Consider the following 21,031-nt stretch of genomic DNA (forward strand, 5'->3'; position numbering starts at 1 on the left):
CACTTACGCAAAAAAGATGTAAACTTTTTCAGCATATTCATAGGCTGGCACACGTTGTAATGGTTATTGGCTTGTTAACATAGTCTTCCAGCGTGCCAAGCTGGCGTCCAGGCAAAAATAGTCTTCCGGCAAAGTACTGCGCGAGGACGTGGTTAATCCGTCAAGCAATTCCCCGGCGGATCGGGCATAACAGATGCCTTCAACCGTATCCAGGCAGCCCATTTCAAAATCGCCGTCGCTACCCGCCACAACCATCGGCAGCCCCATGTAGGGCACAAGGAGCGTCACCGAGGTGCCAGCTGCCGCAAAAACCACAGTATCCTCTGTAAGGTAGGACTCAACAGGCTGGGTTACAACAGCCGGAGGATCGGTAAACAGTTCAGCAAGCATATGCTCAACGGGGAGATCTGGATGCGCCTTGATCTGCACGTTGTCAAACAACGACGAATGCCGCTCTTTCATTGCTGCGGCGAGCATTTCCAGCATACGTCGCGTTTCGCCTTCAAAGTATGAAGTGACGACCAGCAGTTTTCGGGATGGGGAAGCAACGGCATACCGCGCGGCTTTCGCCAGATAGAGAAACCGCGTTGCCTCTACAAGACCGAGGCGGTCATCCGGAAAACCGGAAGCACGCATTGCCTCAAGGCCCGCACGCCCATTGCAAAAGAAGACGTCGGGCATGGCGTTCGTAAAGTTTTTGTCCTGCCACATTTCAGGGGCGCAAAAAAAACGGAAGTCCGCTGGGCGAATAATGGAATGCTGCACCGCAAAATTTTTTGAGCACCCCAATTTTCGCTGCTCCCGAAACAGCATGCGCTCCCACCATTGCAGCTCAGATGAGGTAAGCACACGTTCCTGAGGGCCAACCAGTTTGCAAAATCGCTTGATGGCCTGCAAATGCAGCAGCATCCGCAGCAGATGCCACCCCGATGTGGATTCCTGCCACATGCCCTGCAGCAGGGAAAAGACGTTGAGCGCCGAATGCGGCCAGTTGAACGCTCCGGCAACGCGATTTCCCATAATGTTGCTGCGCCATGCCGACCGCAGCCAGAGTCCGAAGGCACGCAGGGCATCGCAGGGCGTAAGGCATTCCTCCAGAAAAGTCATGTCGGCATTGGGGGCATTGGCCGCAAAACGGTCGCGTGCGGCTATGTGCCCGGGGATATTTTGCTCGCTGTCGGCATAGATGAAAAACCAGTGCTGCGGCGTTGCCGCGCTGTCAATAAGATCATGCGCAGCTTCCCAGTACTTGGAGCGGAATCGTCCATTCTGGGCGGCTTTCTGGTCGATATTGGGAAACCACGTACCCAGGATCATGCCCTTGCTGCGTTGCACAACAGGTTGCGTCGGAAATTGCGACCGAACCTGCTTCCACCAGCCGTGTAGCTGCCTGGCCATTGACGCGCTCTTGCGCGCAAAGGCCATGACGCCGCATGACGGGCTGTCAGAGCCTTCCCTGCGGTTTGGCGAAGAAGGGGAATGTACAAATGCTATCTGCAGTGATTTGCAAATATCACTGATATGCCAGGCAATCGCATCGCAACCGCAAAGATGCACTTCATGGGGCTGAACTTTCTGGCAGTACAACTCAACAGCGCGAAGCTTGAAAATGGTAAATAACGCATCACCAAAGTATGCGGGGTGTCGCTCAAAAAGACTTGAATATTCCCAGGCGGAAAATTGCGTCAATAAACGGAACTGCTCGGAAAGCGTTGTTCCATCAACGGCATGTCTACCAATTTCGCATATAAACTGCAAAAATTCTTGCCGGATAACAGGAAAATACTCCTGAACGAGTTTTTCGACGCATGGAACCGTATCGCTGAAGCTGTCCCACAGCAAAACATCTGCGGCATTTGCATGTTGAAGGTCTGCGGCTACACCAATACGCATGTATTACCCTCGTTATCATTAAGAGGACGGAGCACCCTGGCGGGAACGCCAGCGGCCAATACATTGGGGGGAATGTCGCGAGTCACCACCGAACCAGCGGCAACTACCGAGCCATCTCCAATTGTTACGCCTTTTAAAATAATGGATTGCATGCCGATCCAGCAGTTTTTCCCTATATGCACATCGGCGTCCTGTTCCATCCCCGGATTACATATCCGCCCTTCCGGCGGCCAGAGAGAATGAAAATCTGAATCAACAACCGTGCAGTTAGGCGCAAACATGGTATTTTCACCTATGTGGATAGTTCTGCTCCTGGCGGTAATGCTGATGGCATTCATTCCGACACCGTCGGCAATTTCAATTCTGGCAGTGGGCGCGAATGTCCGCAAGCGTGAGGGCCCATAAACGGTTGTTGCTGTGCAACGCACTGAATCTGAGACAAAAATAATGTTATTTCCAAGCGAGACGGTGGCGGGCAGGCAATCGAGGATAACCCTCCCACAACATTGCAATTTGCTGCCAAACGGAACCCGCGAGGCTATTGCCCAGAGTTTAAAAAATATTGTATTATACTGTGTTGAAAAAAAGATATAAACATTCCTGCACATTTTCAGTGTATTAAACAACAAACTGATAAGTTTATTTTTCAAATTCATATGTTGCCTCATAGCTATTTCGTGCTTAAAATTTAACTATTCAAATTCTGAGCATATCCAAATATACAATGGTATTATAATACATCCTGAGAAAGGCTGCGATCGCCATTATAAAAGGGAAAAACCAGATTCATTTTAAATTGCAGGTAGTAGCTCTATAAAATTTCTTAACATCATTTAAAAAACTTTTATAATACGGTACTGAATTTTTTTCTGTCCACGCATAGTGTCGCTGAAAAAGTTTTACGCATGCACGTCTATCTCTATCGCGCATCCACTTTTCAGGATCATTATAAATTGTTTCAACCGCTCGTGCAGCATCGACAGGATTATAGAACAATAATCCGCACTCATGCATACAGTCAGCAATATGCTGAAACTGCCTCGAAAAGACAAAAAAATCTTTCTCCCAAAAAAGAATCGTTGGGATATTGGCAGCTAATGCGAAATGCATGGTGGTACCAGGGTACGGCATTACAACAAGGCGACAACGCTTAAAATGTTCCTGAAAAGATTGGTTAGTTATTTTTAACTCAGGAAATGTTTGTTCTAAAAACGCGTGCGTTTGAAGCGTTGGAGAGCTTGCAGGATAAGCTTGATAAATGATATTCTTCCTGAGCGTATTATCAAATGTTCCAAAAAAATCAAACTTCTGCCGCAATAGAGCTATATGCTGGTCTGAATAATAGCCTCCGCTTCGGATTCGATGAAAGTTGACCATTTCGTCATCAACAACAAAAAGAATTGAACCGTCATCGTGTTCGCTACGAGCAGTTCTTTGCTTTGAAAAAAAGACAGGCAAAGGATAAAAATTGTTTTCAACATCTTCGACCGTGCTCCACCCCCAAGTGCAATAAATATCTGATTTTTCAAACTCTTCTTGTTCAATAAACTGGTATTTCTTTAAAGTTCCGTAAAATGAACCATGCTGCGCCATTACTATTAGTGCATTGTCTTGTTCTTTTTTTAGTGCGCAGAAAATTTCCGCTTTTTCATCATATATCAATCCAGGCGTTGGAAATAATATTTTTTTATTAGTGCTTTTTTTTATTGCAGAATTTACATCCTCAAGCACCTGCCCGAAAGCATCAAAATCCCAATAAATGTTTGGAATCAACTTTACAGCTGTTTTGAAAAGCAAGTTTTCAAATCTTTCATCCTCAAAACTATTTTTCGTTGCAGTAAGCCTGTTGACCATATTTTTTTTGCTAAAGTGACTTATAGAGGATCGTGATTTTTTCCTACTAGTCAGCCAATGGATCAAGAATATTTTTCCGTTGCCTAGCTGATAATTATGCAGCATCATATCTGGATACTGCGAAATATGAAAAAATCTTTTTATCCATGAAGTTATCGTATGCAAAGGCGAAGTAGGTAATTGCAACTGCGCGAGAGGAAGGGCTTCAAACTGGCTAGTGTGATCACTTTGTGGCAAACGACACGAGACTGTTTGCTTTTTTTGGCAATTATCAGGCGCAAGATAGTCTAATGTTTCGCTTGCCAACCATGCCGTCAATGATTGAGAACGCTTCAAACAGATTACTAAGTGCTGCACAGTAGATGGACGCGCTTCGGTAAGCTCTATTCCAGAATATTCATAGGACATATCTAGCTTGCTAATTTTATTAACTCTCAAATAATAATCATAGAGACACCCTGCGATATGGCCGATCCATCCCCTCTGGGTAAAAGCCCAAAAAAAATTTGAAAAATTTGTATTGTGCTTATTATTTAGGTAGTCGCCGATCCTCAACGCCGCCCTAGTTGTGCAGTCACGAACGTAGTCCATTTGATGAATAGACTCAGAAAAATGTGAATAGGGAGGCGGCAAAAGAGAAGAATCCACTAAAGAAGCTAAGGTATTATAATCAGTGATACTCGCATAACACCATGGACCAAGGGCATGACCAGGAACGCTGGCGTCAAAGTCCATATTGCTTATATATAAATTCATCATTTATTTAATTTTGATATTACTGAGCGATATTAAAAAGACAACATGATACAGTACTGCATACATACGCAGCTTGCCATGATCCATCATCCAACACTTTGGATCAAATCATATCCCAACAGAGCGGCGTACCTTTCATAATATCATATCTTACCGCGCGCCCAAGCACTAAGGGAAGATATTTGGGCGGCAACCCGTGGCCGGGACGGATGCTGCGCACGTTATTATTCGTCAGGATTTCACCCTTGCAAATGTTTTGTACTACAAAAAGGGACCTGCGAAAGACAACATTTTCTTGCTGTTTGTCTGTCAAATCATAGCACACCCTCCCCAGTGCCTTCTCTGCAGTACGGACATCCAGCACTAGTTGCTTGAACTCCTGCGGCTCCATGCTGAAAGCACCGTCTGGACCACCATCGGCACGGGAAAGAGTAAAGTGCTTTTCAATTACAACTGCGCCCAAGGCCACGGCTGCCACAGACACAGCACTGCCCATTGTGTGGTCGGAAAGTCCGGCCTTGCAGTTAAATGCCTGGGCCAGATGTGGTATGGTGCGCAGATTAGCCTCTTCGGGCAACGCGGGGTAGGCACTGGTGCATTTGAGCAGGGTCAGTTCCCCGGCGCCATTATCACGCAGGGCGCGCACGGCTTCGTCAATTTCGCCCAGTGTTGCCATGCCCGTGGACATGATGACCGATTTGCCCGTAGCCGCAACTTTTTTGAGCAGGGGAATGTCCACCACCTCGAAGCTGGCGATCTTGTAACGGGAAACACCGCATTTTTCCAAAAAATCCACAGCAGTTGCATCAAAGGGAGTGGAAAAGCAGTCCATACCCAGGTCTTTGGCAAGAGCCATCAGGCGTGGCGTCCATTCCCAGGGTGTGTGCGCCTCTTGATACAAATCATGCAGAGTGCGGCCCTCCCAGAGCGTTCCCTTGATGCGAAAGTGCGCGTTGTCGCAAGGGATGGTGAGGGTGTCGGCTGTGTAGGTTTGCAATTTTACGGCATCAGCTCCGGCATCTGCTGCGGCTCGGATGATCTGCTCGGCACGGTCAATGCTCCCGTTGTGATTGGCGGAGAGTTCGGCAATGAGCAGTGTTTGAAAGTTACTTTTGCGATTGACTTTGGTCATTTTGTTTGTCTCGTCTTGTAATGCGGACATCCGCAAAAATTTTATCAGTTTTCAGAGAAGCCCGTGAAAACTCTAGCCGAAAATCGTTTATGTCTATAAATGCTTGGGGATATCCTTCAGCATCCAGCATGCGAATACGGTCAAACAAGGCTTCTAGGCTTGTAACTTCAGAAACGTTGCTGTCCTGCGGCAAGCGGCGTTTGAAATATGTAGGTTCCCCCAATTGCGGCATTGGATTTGGGTGGGTTATAATAATTTCATTGATCATGTCTGCTATGCAATTATTGGCCCGTATGAATATTTCTTCGGCAGTGCCTAAAAGAGATAAGGGACGTTTTATATATATCGGACCAGCGTCTAATTCTGCTTCACAGCGAAGTGCAGAAATTTTTGTTTCTGTAAATCCGCGCGCTATTAAATTTTGCAATGGACTCCCACCTCTGCCAAATGGCAGGTCTGTCATGTGGAATACTATGCATTCATATTGGTTCCAAATTGTCGCAGGGATCACCCACGACCAGTGAGGGAAAAAAATATATCGTGGATTTATTGAGACAATGGACTTGAGGTTTAAGTCCTCTTTATTTTTTATATAAAAAAAATCTATGTTCTTATTTTTTAAATGTTTAACCGCATTAACACACCAAGGGCGTGAACCAGCAATAATATAGGACTCTTTCATGTTAACACATTCCTATAAAGCACAAAAGCCTCCGCCGCTTCGCAGCCGCAAGCGCAGCCGCGTAGCGCCGCAAGATGTGCAACGGCTTCAAAACTGCGTGGGTGGGGCCACGGGCGCATTTCTGAAGCATACGCTTCAAGGGCTTTTTGTTTCGCGCCAAACGTTTGGGCAATGTTGATAAAAATATTGGGACTAAAACTGGGGACTGTGTGCGCAGGCGTATACTCGGTACTTGAAAGAACTTCAAATCCGAGCAATGTCACAGGGGGCGTATCCGGCAACGGCCGAAATGCGGTCATAACGGCCTGATGCGTAATACGATGATCTTGATTCATGTCCCAGGCGTGGTGCGTGAACACAACATCAGGCCTTGTCATTGCTGCTACTTTCTCAATAATTTGAACAATATCAAGCAACGCTACTGTGTCAAATCGATTGTCTGGCAGTGCGGCAAAGCACACATTGTCAATTCCCAGAGTGGCAGCCGCTTTATGAGCGGAACTGCGTGCCACAGATCTAGCCTCTTCTGCATTCTGGCTTGTTCTTGCGGCTGGACCCTCTCCCAGTAACAAAATATGGATATTCTTTCCCTCTTGCCGCAGACGTGCGATCGTGCCACCGCATCCAAGCATTTCGTCATCAGGATGCGCGGCGACTATCAGTACTTTTTGTGTTTTTGCAAAGTTAATCATAACAGTATAGGCTACGATTGTTCAAGCACATATGCATAGACCTCAAATCCTTTATACGTTTGGGAGGGTTCAAGCATAAAACCACATGTGCTAAAGAGTTTTGCAGACGCCTGATTTTCTTTTTTTACATAAGCCCAAATTTTTCTTATTCCGGCATCGAATGCTGCGTTGCAGGCCATCTGCAATATTTTTTTCCCCAGCCTCTTTCCTCGAAACACTTCAGCTATGGCAATAGTTAAAACAGCTTCGTTCATTGCTTTGTGTACTGGAGCAAAGCGAACATACCCAATCCGGGTGTTATCTAAACAAAAAATATAAAATGGTGTTTTGTCCTTTATGGCGTTGCTAAACCAATTTTCGTGTTCGTATATGCCTATTTTTCTGCTATTAAAAGACATTTTCCGAACTAAATCTGAGTTAGCCACATCAAAAATGAATAACTTGTCTTCAGCACTCGCTGCGCGTAATTTTATATGAACATCCGTTTCATTACACATAGCATCAATAATCTGCATGGCACCATGGCCATTAATAGGTGCAAAAAGTGTTTCCTGATTTGTCCTGCAGTGTGCTTGGCAAAGAAGCAATGTTTGGAAGTATGCTTTTGAAAAGAGCATGTTTTTCTTTTTTAATTGATCAATGATGTGATACTGATTGTCAGCAATTTTGGCGGCAAGAAACGGCACATCCAGACAGCACAATTCCCAGCAGGTACTGCCCCCGGCGGTAATGCACAGGTCTGTTTCGAGCAGCAAAGCGGGCATATCCGTAACGCGGGGTAAAATTTCGAGACGAGCCGGGCAGTTTACAAAAGCTTGCTTGATCCGTTCCGCATCCATGGCCCCCTGGATGACGCGCACGGTGCGTCCTTCCAGAGCAGTGATGTTCATATGTTGTGCTATATTTTCAAGATACTCAATAAAATCTCCGCCGCCAAGCGTAACCAGAATGTTTTTGGGCGGGACGTTTCGCTTAGTGTGCGGCAGACGTTCTCTTGCTTCACGAAACTCCCGGCGCAGCAAGGCATAGCGGGTGCCCAGAAGTCTCTGGCCAATATCGCCCATATAGGACAGGGTCTCTGCGCCAAGATTCTGATTTAACAGAATGTCGCAAGAATATTCCGGTAAATGGGCATAGTCATCAATGACCAGAAGGTGGTAGCCTGCGTCTCGAACAGCGTGCTGGCATGCAAGGGTAAAGTGGTAGCCATCCAGCACTACCCATGTGTCGGAAGGCGCAAAGCCTGTTTGGGTCAACTGGTGCAGCAGTTCTGCCGGATTTTCTTCGTGCGCCACGGCGTCCGCCAATTCCAGAAGCGGGATACATTCCGCGCACAGCCGTTCCCTTACCCAAGGCACATGAACACGCCCCACAAATCGGATTTCAAGGCCCTGATCTTGCGCGGCCTGCGCCAGTGCGAGGCTCCGCATGACGTGCCCCGTACCCATGCGGGGCGTGGCGTCAGCGCGGAGAATGACGTTTGTGGTCACACCAAGTGCTCCAACTGTGATGCCAGCGCTTCAGCCAGAACCCAATCTTCTTCAGTATCAATATCAACTGTACTTGTTCGGGGAACAATGACAGCTTTAAGCTGCATGGGTAAAAAGCTCTCGGCCCCGGAAGCAAAAAATTCATTGACGGAGAAGTAGTAGAGCAATCCAACATCGTGGTAGGCAGGGGGGCAGTCTTGTGTACGCCACTTGGCGTATTCTGGCTGAAGATAGGCTAGCCTCCCTTGGGGTGATACTGTCATGGCTCGCTGGATCGGGTGTTCATATGGGGTAACGGCCATCACGCACTCTGCGTCAGACAGTAGTGCTTTGGCTTCACGCAAATATTTTTCCGTGATAAAGGCGGAGGTGCCGTACAGGCAGCAGCAAAAGTCTGGCAATGTTCCCGTGATCTCCTTCCATTGGGCCAGGGTCACACGCAGGACATCGGCTGTGGTGGAATGGTCATCGGAAACGGCATCAGGACGTCGGAAGGGATACACTGCCCCGGCTGCAACCGCAGCCTGAGCTATTTCTTCATCGTCCGTTGAAATAACAACCTCTTGAAAAAGGTTGCTCGCCACGGCGGCACGGACAGGCCAGGAGACCAGAGGATATCCTTTCAACAGGCGGACATTCTTGCGGGGTACACGCTTGGAACCACCGCGAGCCATCACTATGCACAGGTCTTGCATTGTTACTCCGTTACGGCGGCAGAGGCTACCCGCGCCATATCTTCGACATCCATGCCCGGCCAGAGCGGCAGGGTTAGTATATTTTCATGGGCTGCTTCGGCTACGGGGCAGATGCCCTTTTCATAACCGAGATTTTGGTAGTAAGGATGCATGTGAACCGGCATATAGTGCACATTGGCACCGATGCCTAGGCCGCGCAAGTGCTTGAAAACAGCATCACGCTCTGGTGTGCGGACAACGTAGAGATGGTAGGCATGTCGCATGTCGTCGCGCCTGGCCAGCGGGCAAACAGCACTTTTCGCAAAGGCCGCATCGTATGCCTGTGCCAGTTGGTTGCGTTTTGTTATCCAGCCGTCCAGCTTTTTGAGCTGCGAACTGCCGAGGGCGCACTGAAAGTCCGTGATGCGATAATTATAGCCCAATTCCGTCATTTCATAGAACCATGCACCGGATTTTTCGCGCTGGCTGGCCGTAGTCGTGATGCCGTGCCCGCGAAAAGCCCGCATCCGCGTTGCCAGCGCGGCGTCGTTGGTCATGGCCATGCCGCCTTCGCCCGTGGTGATATGTTTGACGGGGTGAAAGCTGAAAACGGTGATGTCGGCCAGAGTGCCAACATTGCGACCTTTATACGCAGCACCCAAGGCGTGGCAACTGTCCGCCACCAAGGCCAGACGGTGCTTTTCGGCAATGGCGCGCAAGCTGTCCCAATGGCAGGGCTGCCCAGCATAGTCCACGGCAATGATGGCCCTTGTGCACGGTGTAATGGCCGCCTCCACCGCTGCCGGATCAAGCAGAAGGGTGTCGGCATCCACATCGGCAAACACAGGCGTACCGCCCTGATACAGGATGCAGTTGGCCGAGGCCGCAAAGGTCAGGGGGGTAACGATGACCTCGTCCCCCTTACCGATACCCAGAGCAAACATGGCCGCGTGCAAGGCCGCCGTGCCGTTTGCCACAGCAACGCCGTGGCTGGCTCCGGTGTACGCGCAAACATCCGCCTCAAAACGTTCTACAGCGGGACCAGTGGTCAGCCAGTCCGAGCGTAAGACATCCACAACAGCCTGAATGTCGACATCATCAATGATCTGGCGACCATAGGGAAGGAAGGGAGTGTTGTTCATGGCTATCGGATTGCAAAACATTGCTTTTTCAATGTGTCGCGCAGTTCTGGCACACTCAGCCACTCTTCATTGGTGCCGGAATTGTACTCAAAGCCCTCCGCCACGGGTTTGCCGTCAAGGCCTTTGTATTTAAAGGTCTCCGGCTTGATGACGTAGTAGTCGCCAATGTCGATGGTGTGTCGGCTATCTTCAGCGGTGATCATCGTTTCATGCAACTTTTCGCCGGGGCGGATGCCGACTTCTACAGTGGGCATGCCGGGGGCAATGGCTTCGGCCAGATCTGTGATTTTCATGCTGGGAATTTTGGGCACAAGTACTTCGCCACCGCCAGCGATTTCAAAGGAACGCAAAACCATGTGTACGGATTCTTCCAACGTGATCCAAAAGCGCGTCATGCGGGTGTCAGTGATGGTCAACGGGCCGCCAGCCTCGCGCTGTTTGATGAAAAAGGGGATAACGCTGCCACGGCTGCCCATGACATTGCCATAACGCACCACGGAATATACGGTTTCGCAGGCAGTGAAGGCGTTGGCGGCGATAAAAAGCTTGTCGGAACAGAGTTTTGTGGCCCCGTACAGGTTGACCGGAGCAACGGCCTTGTCGGTGGAGAGGGCCACGACCTTTTTTACACCACTGTCAGCAGCGACATTAACTATATTTTCCGCCCCACCGATGTTGGTACGGATGCATTCCGTAGGGTTATACTCCGCTGCCGGCACCTGCTTGAGCGCTGCGGCATGGATAACATAATCCACGCCACGAAAAGCGCGACAGAGACGTTCCTTGTCACGGACATCACCGATGAAGTAGCGCATGCAGGGAAATTCTTCCGGTGAGAATTTTTGTCCCATCTCAAATTGCTTCAGCTCATCGCGGGAAAAAATAATGAGTCTTTTTGGCTTGTAGCTACGGAGAAGCACTTCCACACATTTCTTGCCAAAAGAGCCTGTACCGCCAGTAATGAGTATGGTTTTATCAGTAAACATTGTCTTTCGGAGTAAAAAGTGATTTTCACACAATGACTAACTGAAATCGCTAGTTAACGCTGCCGCTTCATTTTTTGCCGCCAGGTATGCTTCGTAGGCAGGAAGAATCGTTTCCGGTTTTCCTGCCATGCGTACCTCGCCGCCGTCTATCCAGTACACGAAGTCGCAGGCTTCCACTGTACTCAGGCGGTGGGCCACCACCACCAGGGTCATATGATCACGCAGGCTGTTGATCGTCTGCTGTATGGCCTGTTCCGCCGCGCCGTCCAGGGCGCTGGTGGCTTCGTCGAACAGAATGAACTGCGGGGTGTTGTAAAGCGCGCGGGCAATGGCCACACGCTGCACTTGCCCGCCTGAGAGCCGCACGCCCCGCTCGCCGATAACGGTATCAATATTTTGCTCCAGTCCGTCCACAAAGTCCATAGCCGCCATGCGGCAGCACTGCTGCACGCGCTCTCGGTCTATGGCCGCGCCCCAATGACTGAAGGCGATATTTTCCGCAATGCTCGAGTTGAGCAGAAAGGGCGACTGCGGCACATAGCCGATACACCGCACCCACCCCTCGCGCAACGCGTTGTCCATGGGGCGGCCGTCCACAAAAATATTCCCGCCTGTGGGCGGAAACAACCCGGTCAGCAGGCCCACAATTGTGCTTTTGCCCGCGCCGGAGGGCCCCACAAAGCCCACCATGCTTCCGCGCGGAATGCGCAGGTTCAGGTTGCGCAGGGCGTCAGGCTTGTCGGCCGACACCGAAGGATAGCGAAAGGAAACGTTTTCCAGCCGCAGCTCTTCGTGCAGCGGGCAGTCCTGAGCGGTGTCCGTATCCGTGGGCGGCAGGGCGGCCACTTCGTCCAGCTGGCGCAACACCGGCTCAATCTGGGGAATCTGCTGCTGCATCATAAGCATCTGCTGCACCAGTTTGTTCATGGTGGGCAGCAGCCGCCAGGCAACAGCCGCCAGCAGGGTCAGGGTACCCACAGTGCGCGCTACACTGGCGTTCTGCCAGTACAGCAGCATAACGCCCCCGAGCAGCAGCACCATGCCCACCCACTCCAGCGTCCATGACGGCAAGGGGTGACAGACTGGCAACAGGGCCTGGGCGTGGGCCGCCCGCCCTTCATACTGGACATAACTGGATTCAAAAGGGGCCTGCTGGCGGTAGATCATCAGTTCGCGAATGCCGTAAAGGGCAGTGTGCGAAACGCGGCCAGAATCACGCTGGGCCAGCGTCATCTCCTGACTGCATTTATTGACAAGTCTACGGCTGAACCGAAAACTGACATAGGCGCACAGCGCCGTACCCGCAAACACCACTCCCCCGGCAAAGGGGGTTGCGATCATTACAACCAGCACCAGAAGCAGGGCGACAGCCAATTGCCCCAGAGCCTGAACAACGGCGAAGCAGTAAACGCCGATGCCGTTGCGCCATGACAACATGGAGGCAAGGTCGCTGACCCGCTGGCTCACATGCCAGAGATACGGCGCATGCACAAAACCGTGAAAAAGACGCCTGCCCATCTCCAGATTAACAAGCTGGCTGAAATTCGACTGCTTCCAGGTGAGCGCGGCCAGGGCGATGGATTTGACAAACACGGCCGCGCACAGCCCCACCAGAAGAACAATGAGCAACAGGCGGGGGTCTTCCGTAATCGGAAGCATGGCCGGGCACAGGGCTACCAGTTTGTGCATGATGCCGGATTGCGCGATGGTTTGCGGCGATGCCAGCACCACGCCCAGCAGGGATACGGCGGCAGTGAGCACAAATTCCGTCAGGGCGACCAGTACGGAAAAAATCATCACCCGCCAGAAGCGGCTTTGCAGGTCTTTGCCCAACCGGCTGTAAATAGCTCGAAAAATCTGGCTAAGCTGCGGATTCAGCATGCGGCCCCCGCCCCATTGCGGGCGCAGAAGTCCCTGTATGTTGCCCGCAGGCCTTCCTCAAACCCCACCCTGGGCTTCCAGCCCATGCCGAAGAGCTTGCCCGAATCCATGAGCTTGCGGGGCGTGCCGTCGGGCTTTGTGGGGTCGGTGTCAATGCTGCCCTCAAAGCCTACCACACGGGCAATAAGCCGGGCGGTGTCAATGATGCTGATGTCGGAGCCGCAGCCCACGTTGACGTGTTCAAAATCTGAGTAGTTTTTCAGCAGAAAAATACAGGCTTCGGCCATGTCATCCACATAGAGAAATTCGCGCAGGGCGTTGCCCGTTCCCCATATGGTCACCTTTTCGGCTCCGGCCATTTTGGCTTCATGAAACCGGCGGATAAGCGCCGGGATCACATGGCTGTTTTCCGGGTGGTAATTATCGCCCGGGCCATACAGATTGGTTGGCATGGCGCTGATGGCGTCAAAGCCATACTGCTTGCGGTAGGCCTGGCACATCTTGATACCTGCTATTTTCGCCAGGGCGTAGGCATCATTGGTGGGTTCCAGCGGCCCTGTGAGCAGATACTCTTCCTTGATGGGCTGTGGGCACATCTTGGGGTATATGCACGATGACCCCAGAAACAGCAGTTTTTTGCAGTTGTTGCTGTAGGCGCTGTCTATGACGTTGTTCTGTATCTGCAAGTTCTGGTAGATAAATTCTGCTGGATATGTGGCGTTGGCATGAATGCCGCCCACCTTGGCGGCGGCAAGTACCACGATGGCAGGCCGGTACTGCGCAAAAAAGGTTCGCACTGCCGCCTGATCACACAGATCCAGTTCTGCGTGCGTGCGCGTCAGCAGGTTTTCATAGCCATCACGGGCAAGAGCGCGACAAATGGCACTGCCCACAAGCCCGCGGTGGCCTGCTACATAAATAAGCGAATCTTTGTCCATGCGGGCTACTCGTTATGGCTGAATGTCTTGAATCCTGCCACCTTGCACACGGCATCACGCATGCTCAGGGCTAGATCTTCGCGCGCCATTTCGGCCACCATATCCTCAAAGGATGTGCTCGGCTCCCAACCCAGCTTTTCCTTGGCCTTGGCCGGATTGCCCAGCAAGGTTTCCACCTCGGTGGGGCGGAAGTAGCGCGGGTCTACCCGCACAATGACATCGCCGGGCTTGACGTGGCACTCCAGCCCCTGACGGTTGCCAGCAGCCTGCTGCAGTTTATTCAGGTCCACAGCTTCCACTGTGCCGGTCTCGTCCACGCCTTGGCCTTGCCATGCAAGCGTTAAACCCACTTCAGCCGCTGCCGTGTTGACGAAATCGCGTACTGAGAATTGTCGCCCTGTGGCAATGACAAAGTCGTCCGCTTGTTCCTGCTGCAGCATAAGCCACTGCATTTCAACATAATCCCTGGCATGCCCCCAGTCGCGCTTGGCGTCCAGGTTGCCGAGATAGAGGCAATCCTGCAGCCCGAGCACCATACGGGACATGGCGCGGGTGATCTTGCGGGTAACAAAGGTTTCACCGCGGATAGGCGATTCGTGATTAAAAAGGATGCCGTTGCAGGCATACATGCCGTAGGCTTCGCGGTAATTGACCGTAATCCAGTAGGCGTACAGCTTGGCGCAGGCGTAAGGCGAACGGGGGTAGAAGGGCGTTTTTTCGGTCTGCGGCATTTCCTGCACCAGGCCGAAAAGCTCGGACGTGGAGGCCTGATAAAAACGGGTTGTCCCCGTAAGCCCGGCAATGCGTATGGCCTCAAGCAGGCGCAGGGTTCCCAGGGCATCCACATCGGCCGTGTATTCCGGCGATTCAAAGGATACCTGCACATGGCTTTGGGCTGCCAGATTGTATACTTCGTCGGGCTGCACTTCCTGCATGATGCGGATGAGATTGCTGGAATCACTCAGATCGCCGTAGTGCAGTATAAAATGCCGCGCACTGGTGTGCGGATCCTGATAGAGATGGTCAATGCGGTCTGTATTGAAGAGCGAGGCGCGGCGCTTGATGCCGTGCACCTCATAGCCTTTGCGTAACAGAAATTCTGCAAGATAGGCCCCGTCCTGACCGGTGATGCCCGTTATGAGCGCTTTCTTCATGATCCTTATTTCCTGACCTGACAAATTGTCATAGTATTTTTTACGTTCAGATTGCTCAAGGTGAACTTATAAGTCTATATTGCATGGTGGACGATGTCCACCCGGTGGTTTCATCTGTTTTCGTTGCCGTGCGCCGGTAAATCTTCGCGTCCGTACACATCGGCAAAGCGCACAATGTCGTCTTCGCCCAGATATGCGCCGGACTGGATTTCAATAAGCACCAGAGGGATGACGCCGGGGTTTTTCAGCCTGTGCCGCGTTCCCACGGGAATGTAGGTGGACTGGTTTTCTGTATACAGGCGGGTTTCATTGCCGTTGGTCACCTCGGCCGTGCCGCTGACAACTACCCAGTGCTCGGCGCGGTGGTGGTGCATCTGGAGGGAAAGCTCCGCACCTGGATTGACAATGATACGTTTGACCTGAAAACGGCCGTCCATAACGAGCGTTTCGTAGCTGCCCCAGGGGCGGTAGACCAGCGGATGCTGTCTGCATTCGGTTCGCCGGGCTGATTGCAGGCGGCCGACCATGGTCTTGACCTCCTGCACCCGCTCGCGCGGGGCCACCAGCACGGCATCGCGTGTTTCCACAACCACAAGGTCGCGCACGCCAATGGCCGTCACCAGGCGATGCTGGGCGTTGAAATAACAGTTCTCCGCGTCTTGGGTCATGATGTCGCCGTGGCAGACGTTGCCGCTGTCGTCCCCCGCTTCCGCCTGATAGAACGCCTCCCATGAGCCAAGGTCGCTCCAGCCTGTGGACAGGGGAACTACCGCCGCACGGTCCGTTTGCTCCATGACTGCATAGTCGATGGAGTCGGACGGCGAGGCCAGAAATGCGTCCGCGTCCGGGCGGCAGAACGCGCCGTCGGCTGCGCGTCTTTGCCAGGCGGTGCAGCAGGCGGCGTGTATTTCGGGGGCGAAGCGTTCAAGCTCTTTCAGGTACACGGAGGCACGCAACAGAAACATGCCGCTGTTCCACAAAAAGCCGCCCTGATCCAGCATGGATTGGGCCGCCGCTGTATCGGGTTTTTCCACAAAGCGGGCCACGCGGAAGCCGCCGTAGCTCAAAGCTTCGCCTTGTTCGATATAGCCGAAGCCTGTTTCCGGGCTTGCGGGCGTGATGCCGAAAGTGACGATATGCCCTTGTTCCGCCAGGGCTGCGGCAGACCCCACTCCCTTGAAGAAAGCGGCTTCATTACCGATGGCATGATCGGACGGCAACACCAGCATGAGCGGGTCCGCTCCGTCGCGGGCAAGGGTGAGAGCCGCGAGAGCAATGGCCGGCGCGGTATTGCGCGGTGCGGGTTCTAAAAGAATGGTGGCGCGAACGTCACATTCGTACAATGCGGCCGTTACATAAAAACGGTGGGCCTCATTGCAGACAATGACCGGTTCCAGGCTTTCCGGAGTACGTTGCGCCCGCAAGAGCGTGTCTTTGAACAGGGTACGCCCCTCGCCCAGATCCACAAACTGTTTGGGGTAGGTCTCGCGCGAGAGCGGCCACAGGCGTGTGCCGCTGCCGCCGCAAAGTATGACAGGAGCAATGCTTGACATGGAATTACTCACAGGTGTTCAAATAAATGCTTTATACCGCACAGGGGTCTGCACGCCCGCTGTGGCGCACCGCCCGAAAGATACACTAATCGCGGGTGCAGAACAAGGTCGTCGAGCCTGACCCATGCGCTTGCCCAGGGGCCACAACTGTACCCCACGGCAGAGTTGCAACTAATGCTCAAGACATAAATTCCTATCAGAGGCAGCTATACCGCAACAAGATATGCATCTAGTTTTTATTGAGGCGCGCGTCATATGCAGTGTGACAGCCAAAAACAGCTGAATTGAAGACAATATACTTTCTTTAATTTTAATAAGTTAGATATTTTTTAATGTCTGGCAGCAATGGTTTGAATTAATGTGCTTTCTAGTTTAAAAATAATTGGTTTGCCACACGTGCCCATCTGCAAAAAAATAACATTGGCATAAAGCGGTACGCAATAAAACAACAGGCCACAAGGCCAACAAAAGATTGTTCAGGAGAGCTACATGCCACCAACAGAAATTATTTCAGACGGTATCAAGGACGGCCTGCGGCGTCTGGCCTTCTGGCTTTGGTTCGGCAGCATCTTCTCGCTTGTACTGCCTTTTGCTTGGCCACAACTTTGTCCACAGGCCGTTGAGATAAGTCTTCACCTTCTCTGGCTTGAATTTATCATAACAGGCTGTGTCTGGTGCTTTTTTGAGGACAATTGGCCCGCGCTAGTTGGGGCGGGCTGGCTTTTGGCCTGTACGCTTGGGGTGTGGCTCCCTTTAAAAGGGACTCTCTTTTTCGCGCAATCGCCCCCCTCGTTTACTTCTTTTGTCTGGATGTTGCTGTTAGGGTATTCAAGTCTCAGGCTGGGCCTGGCCTGCGCCTCTCGCATCACCTTTCTTCAGATAGGTCTGGCCAAGCTGTGCCGGATGCTTTCCCCGGAAATTATTGCACCCCGCACCTACAAGTATAGCCTTTATGGGATAAGCGTACTTTCAATCGCAACTATAATTGGATTTTATATTTACTTTGAAACAATACCATTATTTTCAGACAATCCGGCAATTTCCAGGTATCAGCACTTCAACGGGCCATATACACACAATCTCGCGAGATTTTATTACAGAATATTTTCTTCACTATCACTCGTTTCATCTTTTTTTATTGTTTCTTTGTATGCAAAGAAATTGACAACAAAAGAAAAAATATTAGCGTTCACGACTGTCATGCTGTCCTTGGGCTGCATGCTTGGCAGCGGCTCACGGGGAGATGCCGCGGCATTGTCGCTGTTTATAGCTATCATTGCCATATTCTCACTGCAAGGACGCAAACGTCTGTTTGTCGGAGGGATCTTGGGCCTGTTCTTCGGTATAGTTTTTTGTCTACTCACATATTACCGAAACAAAAGCGGCCTTGTTTCTTTTGCCGTTATTTTTCCCGAAATCGGGGATGCGGTGCTTTTGATCAATGCGGCGGACAAGCATGACGTTCCCTGGGCTTGGGGAAAAACATATGCTTCCGCGATACTTTCTTTTATTCCAAGCTCTCTGTGTCCATTCAGGATGACCTACGGCTTTGGCCGCTACTCTCTTGAGATCCTGCACATGGGGAGCAATATCCCTATCGCGCCGAGCTATGGCGGATTGCGGCCCACCTTTGTTGGCGAAGCCTACCTGAATGGAGGGATACCCGGAATTTTGATTTTCGGCTTTTTGCTTGGCACGCTTCTCGGTACATGGCGCAGCCTGCAGAAAAAAATCACCCCGGAGTCCGGAGCCTGTGTACTTTTTTTTACGCTTTCCCTGTTTACCGTTATGGTTTCCGACTTTTATGGACTTTTACATGGCCTAGCGCTCCTTATGGGACTCGTATGGCTTAGTGAGCGTATTTTTACGAGGTAAAAGTGACTTTTACGCCACAAAAAGATATTCATAAGATTATACACGGAATGCTGATTACTGCATTTTGTAAAATATTTGCAGTGTTATGTAGCTATCTACTATATTTTGTTCTGGCAAAAGTATTAGGCGTAGAGGGGCTGGGGCTTTTTTCACTTGCCTTTACCATTGTCGTGGCGGCTTCTTTTCTTGGACGTTTTGGGCTTGACTATGTGCTTTTACGCTACTCAACGCTCTATTTTTCCAGCCAGCAATTGGGCGTGTTGAAGGCATGGTACGCGCGTGCCATGCTCTTTGCAGCCGTAATATCCATGCTGCTGTGCGCGGGCATATTTTTGAGCGGCTCCTGGCTGTGTCACGTGGCCTTTAACAAACCAGGGCTACTCGCGCCATTGCTGTGGATGACCGTTGGGCTCATTCCGCAAGCATTGCTTTTCTTACAGGCCGAAACATTGAAAGGGGCTGGGCATATCAGAGCCTCGCAAATCCTCCAGGGCGATGGTGGCGGTGTGGTCGTCCATGGCACAGCCCTGGCATTTTCAATACCACTTAGCTTCTTTTATGGAGTAGAGGGGGCGTGCATAGGTTTTGCTGGGGCAAGTTGGCTCGCGTTTTTTGCGGGTTGCCGTATGGCAGGACACCTCTTTGGCGAGGTAAAAAGACAAGAAGCACCGCCCTACAAAACGCTTTTCCACCTGGGTACTCCGCTGTTTATAGCCTCGGCTCTATCTTTAATTGTTGCACGGGCGGGGATAGTACTGCTCGGTATATGGGAATCCGCGGCAATTGTTGGCATCTTTGCCCTTGCCCATAAGCTGGCACTACTCGGTTCCAATATCCAGACTGCGGGATGCACGGTGGTGGGGCCGCAACTTGCGGTACTGTATATGAAAGGTAATACGGCTGCATTGGCACAATATTATCGCCACGGCAGTCGTCTTATACTCACCCTGGCCTTTGTGGCACTGGGTGGAGCAAGTCTTTTTGCAAGCCCCTTGTTGGGGCTTTTTGGTTCGGAACTTATGGACGGAGTACCTATCCTGCGGCTTTTGTGCCTGGGGGAACTCTTGGCACTCCTGTTTGGCCCTGTGAGTCTTGCCCTCATCACAACCGGACACAGCAGGCAACACTGCATTGCGGTGGGTATTGCCAGCGCAGTGACACTGGCCGCTGGCCTGCTGCTTATTCCCCGGTACGGCCTGTCTGGAGCCGCAGCGGCAGTGGCGGTAAGCACTGTCACACAGAATGCTGCTCAGGCCATCTACGTTAAACGCCTGTTAGGCTTCTTCCCTAGTATTTTTCGCATAGGAAAAATTTCCTGAAAGGTGTTTTTGCACAGCAATAAATACCGCTTCAGGCTGAATTTGCTTCATACAAAATCTGTCAACACACGCTGCATAGTTTTTTCCATCATAGCAGGGCATGCAGGGCAGCGTCACAGGTGACTGCAAGGCGCTATGGCGCGGCGAAGGCCAGATTTTTTCACTGGCAAGTGTCGGCCCGAAAAGGCTCACACATGTGCCACCAGCCACTTTCATCAAGTGTATCGGGCCACTGTCGTGAGCGACAAGAAGTTCTGCGCTAGCAAGAAGGCACAGCAAACCTTCAAGCTTTGTTTTGTTAATATACGATGTTACCGGTATCCCTTTAAAAGTCTCTTCAAGTAGCCCCGTTGCGTCCATACCTATCAGGCCCACGCTGTAGCCAGACTCACACAACCTTCGGGCCAGATGAACATAGTGCTCCAAAGGCCATTGACGTAGTATATCCGTTGCCGCCTGGGTTGGACACCCTGGTGCAAGAAGAACCTGTGGAGCCTGAACTTTTTGCGGAAAGGACACCTGAGGTATGACAGCCTCCCCCCCAGCAAAACATTCCCGCCCTGATGCAAGCCGCATATATTCAAAAACATGGTAACGGCCAGGAATAAGCCACCGACTGCCCCGAAATGAACGAACTGACGCACAACGCGCACCCAACCGCAGCAGGTGATAGCGCCAGTCGCGGTATGGCACAAGGCAAACGTCAAACCTGCGTCCAAGAAGCTTGAAAAAAACAGATATCACGCTAGACATCTTTTTTTTCAGACATCCGTTGAGTATAGCCTGCTCGTCAACAGTAATAATTTCATCAACAAGATTTGTCATTTCAAGAAGAGGTCGTGCGGCTTTGCCTGTGATCCAGGTGACCGTATTACCGCTCTGTCGAATCTTTAGCTCGGTCAGCATGGCGGAGGCCATGACCACGTCCCCCAAAGCCCCAAGCTTGATTATCAGATATGCTGCCACTCTTTATCTCCTTGACGATAAACATACATTAATCTTCAGCAAGA

17 protein-coding genes are annotated in these 21,031 nt (G+C 51.3%); 2 read left to right on the top strand and 15 right to left on the bottom strand.

What is annotated here, in order from left to right:
• Positions 1 to 63: 63 nt before the first annotated feature.
• From DESU86_RS08800 to DESU86_RS08865, 14 genes are all read right to left on the bottom strand, one after another.
• Positions 64 to 1,893, bottom strand: coding sequence for a TIGR04326 family surface carbohydrate biosynthesis protein (locus DESU86_RS08800; RefSeq protein WP_179980708.1), 1,830 nt, complete (start codon positions 1,891 to 1,893; stop codon positions 64 to 66).
• Positions 1,878 to 2,549, bottom strand: a complete 672-nt coding sequence (locus DESU86_RS14620) for an acyltransferase (protein ID WP_012624049.1) — start codon at positions 2,547 to 2,549, stop codon at positions 1,878 to 1,880. The genes DESU86_RS08800 and DESU86_RS14620 overlap by 16 nt, the downstream gene beginning before the upstream one ends.
• Before the next feature lie 130 nt (positions 2,550 to 2,679).
• Complete coding sequence (locus DESU86_RS08810) at positions 2,680 to 4,482, bottom strand: LIC12162 family transferase (RefSeq protein WP_179980709.1); 1,803 nt, start codon at positions 4,480 to 4,482, stop codon at positions 2,680 to 2,682.
• Positions 4,483 to 4,606: 124 nt separating this feature from the next.
• The gene (pseI, locus tag DESU86_RS08815) at positions 4,607 to 5,665 is read right to left on the bottom strand and encodes a pseudaminic acid synthase (RefSeq protein WP_197957581.1); all 1,059 of its coding nucleotides are present in this window, start codon (positions 5,663 to 5,665) and stop codon (positions 4,607 to 4,609) included.
• Positions 5,610 to 6,317: a methionyl-tRNA formyltransferase gene (locus DESU86_RS08820; RefSeq protein WP_179980710.1), complete on the bottom strand. Its 708-nt coding sequence runs from the start codon at positions 6,315 to 6,317 to the stop codon at positions 5,610 to 5,612. Before DESU86_RS08820 ends, pseI begins: the two co-directional genes overlap by 56 nt.
• Entirely contained in the window at positions 6,314 to 7,009 is a 696-nt protein-coding gene (locus DESU86_RS08825) for a PIG-L deacetylase family protein (protein ID WP_179980711.1), read from the bottom strand. The genes DESU86_RS08820 and DESU86_RS08825 overlap by 4 nt, the downstream gene beginning before the upstream one ends.
• 11 nt (positions 7,010 to 7,020) lie before the next feature.
• Entirely contained in the window at positions 7,021 to 8,499 is a 1,479-nt protein-coding gene (gene pseG / locus DESU86_RS08830; RefSeq protein WP_179980712.1) for a UDP-2,4-diacetamido-2,4,6-trideoxy-beta-L-altropyranose hydrolase, read from the bottom strand.
• Positions 8,496 to 9,194 (bottom strand): pseudaminic acid cytidylyltransferase, encoded by a 699-nt coding sequence (gene pseF, locus DESU86_RS08835; RefSeq protein ID WP_179980713.1) that lies wholly within the window; start codon positions 9,192 to 9,194, stop codon positions 8,496 to 8,498. Before pseF ends, pseG begins: the two co-directional genes overlap by 4 nt.
• A 2-nt stretch (positions 9,195 to 9,196) precedes the next feature.
• A complete protein-coding gene (pseC, locus tag DESU86_RS08840; protein ID WP_232088308.1) occupies positions 9,197 to 10,336 on the bottom strand; it encodes a UDP-4-amino-4,6-dideoxy-N-acetyl-beta-L-altrosamine transaminase in 1,140 nt (379 codons plus the stop codon).
• Entirely contained in the window at positions 10,318 to 11,301 is a 984-nt protein-coding gene (gene pseB / locus DESU86_RS08845; RefSeq protein ID WP_179980714.1) for a UDP-N-acetylglucosamine 4,6-dehydratase (inverting), read from the bottom strand. The genes pseC and pseB overlap by 19 nt, the downstream gene beginning before the upstream one ends.
• A gap of 36 nt (positions 11,302 to 11,337) precedes the next feature.
• Positions 11,338 to 13,182: an ABC transporter ATP-binding protein gene (locus DESU86_RS08850; RefSeq protein WP_179980715.1), complete on the bottom strand. Its 1,845-nt coding sequence runs from the start codon at positions 13,180 to 13,182 to the stop codon at positions 11,338 to 11,340.
• Positions 13,176 to 14,120: a GDP-L-fucose synthase gene (gene fcl / locus DESU86_RS08855; RefSeq protein ID WP_179980716.1), complete on the bottom strand. Its 945-nt coding sequence runs from the start codon at positions 14,118 to 14,120 to the stop codon at positions 13,176 to 13,178. Before fcl ends, DESU86_RS08850 begins: the two co-directional genes overlap by 7 nt.
• A 5-nt stretch (positions 14,121 to 14,125) precedes the next feature.
• Positions 14,126 to 15,274, bottom strand: coding sequence for a GDP-mannose 4,6-dehydratase (gmd, locus tag DESU86_RS08860; protein ID WP_179980717.1), 1,149 nt, complete (start codon positions 15,272 to 15,274; stop codon positions 14,126 to 14,128).
• Between the two features lie 110 nt (positions 15,275 to 15,384).
• Complete coding sequence (locus DESU86_RS08865; protein WP_179980718.1) at positions 15,385 to 16,827, bottom strand: mannose-1-phosphate guanylyltransferase/mannose-6-phosphate isomerase; 1,443 nt, start codon at positions 16,825 to 16,827, stop codon at positions 15,385 to 15,387.
• A 489-nt stretch (positions 16,828 to 17,316) separates the two neighbouring features.
• Between DESU86_RS08865 and DESU86_RS08870 the strand changes: the two genes are divergently transcribed.
• Both DESU86_RS08870 and DESU86_RS08875 read left to right on the top strand, forming a co-directional pair.
• Entirely contained in the window at positions 17,317 to 18,702 is a 1,386-nt protein-coding gene (locus DESU86_RS08870) for a hypothetical protein (RefSeq protein WP_179980719.1), read from the top strand.
• 2 nt (positions 18,703 to 18,704) lie between these two features.
• Positions 18,705 to 20,021 (top strand): oligosaccharide flippase family protein, encoded by a 1,317-nt coding sequence (locus DESU86_RS08875; RefSeq protein WP_179980720.1) that lies wholly within the window; start codon positions 18,705 to 18,707, stop codon positions 20,019 to 20,021.
• Here the strand turns inward: DESU86_RS08875 and DESU86_RS08880 are convergent.
• Positions 19,977 to 20,987: a glycosyltransferase family 9 protein gene (locus tag DESU86_RS08880; RefSeq protein WP_179980721.1), complete on the bottom strand. Its 1,011-nt coding sequence runs from the start codon at positions 20,985 to 20,987 to the stop codon at positions 19,977 to 19,979. The genes DESU86_RS08875 and DESU86_RS08880 overlap by 45 nt on opposite strands.
• Positions 20,988 to 21,031 lie beyond the last annotated feature (44 nt).

It is taken from the genome of Desulfovibrio sp. 86 (genome assembly GCF_902702915.1).
Taxonomy (GTDB): Bacteria; Desulfobacterota; Desulfovibrionia; order Desulfovibrionales; family Desulfovibrionaceae; genus Desulfovibrio.

Bases quoted from the DNA above. Each gene is read 5' to 3' on its own strand.
- pseF (WP_179980713.1), bottom strand. From the start codon at position 9,194: ATGCAAGACCTGTGCATAGTGATGGCTCGCGGTGGTTCCAAGCGTGTA.
- fcl (WP_179980716.1), bottom strand. From the start codon at position 14,120: ATGGACAAAGATTCGCTTATTTATGTAGCAGGCCACCGCGGGCTTGTG.
- pseI (WP_197957581.1), bottom strand. From the start codon at position 5,665: ATGTCCGCATTACAAGACGAGACAAACAAAATGACCAAAGTCAATCGC.
- DESU86_RS08810 (WP_179980709.1), bottom strand. From the start codon at position 4,482: ATGGACTTTGACGCCAGCGTTCCTGGTCATGCCCTTGGTCCATGGTGT.
- pseC (WP_232088308.1), bottom strand. From the start codon at position 10,336: ATGTTTTGCAATCCGATAGCCATGAACAACACTCCCTTCCTTCCCTAT.
- DESU86_RS08800 (WP_179980708.1), bottom strand. From the start codon at position 1,893: ATGCGTATTGGTGTAGCCGCAGACCTTCAACATGCAAATGCCGCAGAT.
- DESU86_RS08825 (WP_179980711.1), bottom strand. From the start codon at position 7,009: ATGATTAACTTTGCAAAAACACAAAAAGTACTGATAGTCGCCGCGCAT.
- pseB (WP_179980714.1), bottom strand. From the start codon at position 11,301: ATGTTTACTGATAAAACCATACTCATTACTGGCGGTACAGGCTCTTTT.
- DESU86_RS08820 (WP_179980710.1), bottom strand. From the start codon at position 6,317: ATGAAAGAGTCCTATATTATTGCTGGTTCACGCCCTTGGTGTGTTAAT.
- gmd (WP_179980717.1), bottom strand. From the start codon at position 15,274: ATGAAGAAAGCGCTCATAACGGGCATCACCGGTCAGGACGGGGCCTAT.
- DESU86_RS08865 (WP_179980718.1), bottom strand. From the start codon at position 16,827: ATGTCAAGCATTGCTCCTGTCATACTTTGCGGCGGCAGCGGCACACGC.
- DESU86_RS08850 (WP_179980715.1), bottom strand. From the start codon at position 13,182: ATGCTGAATCCGCAGCTTAGCCAGATTTTTCGAGCTATTTACAGCCGG.
- DESU86_RS08870 (WP_179980719.1), top strand. From the start codon at position 17,317: ATGCCACCAACAGAAATTATTTCAGACGGTATCAAGGACGGCCTGCGG.
- DESU86_RS14620 (WP_012624049.1), bottom strand. From the start codon at position 2,549: ATGAATTTGAAAAATAAACTTATCAGTTTGTTGTTTAATACACTGAAA.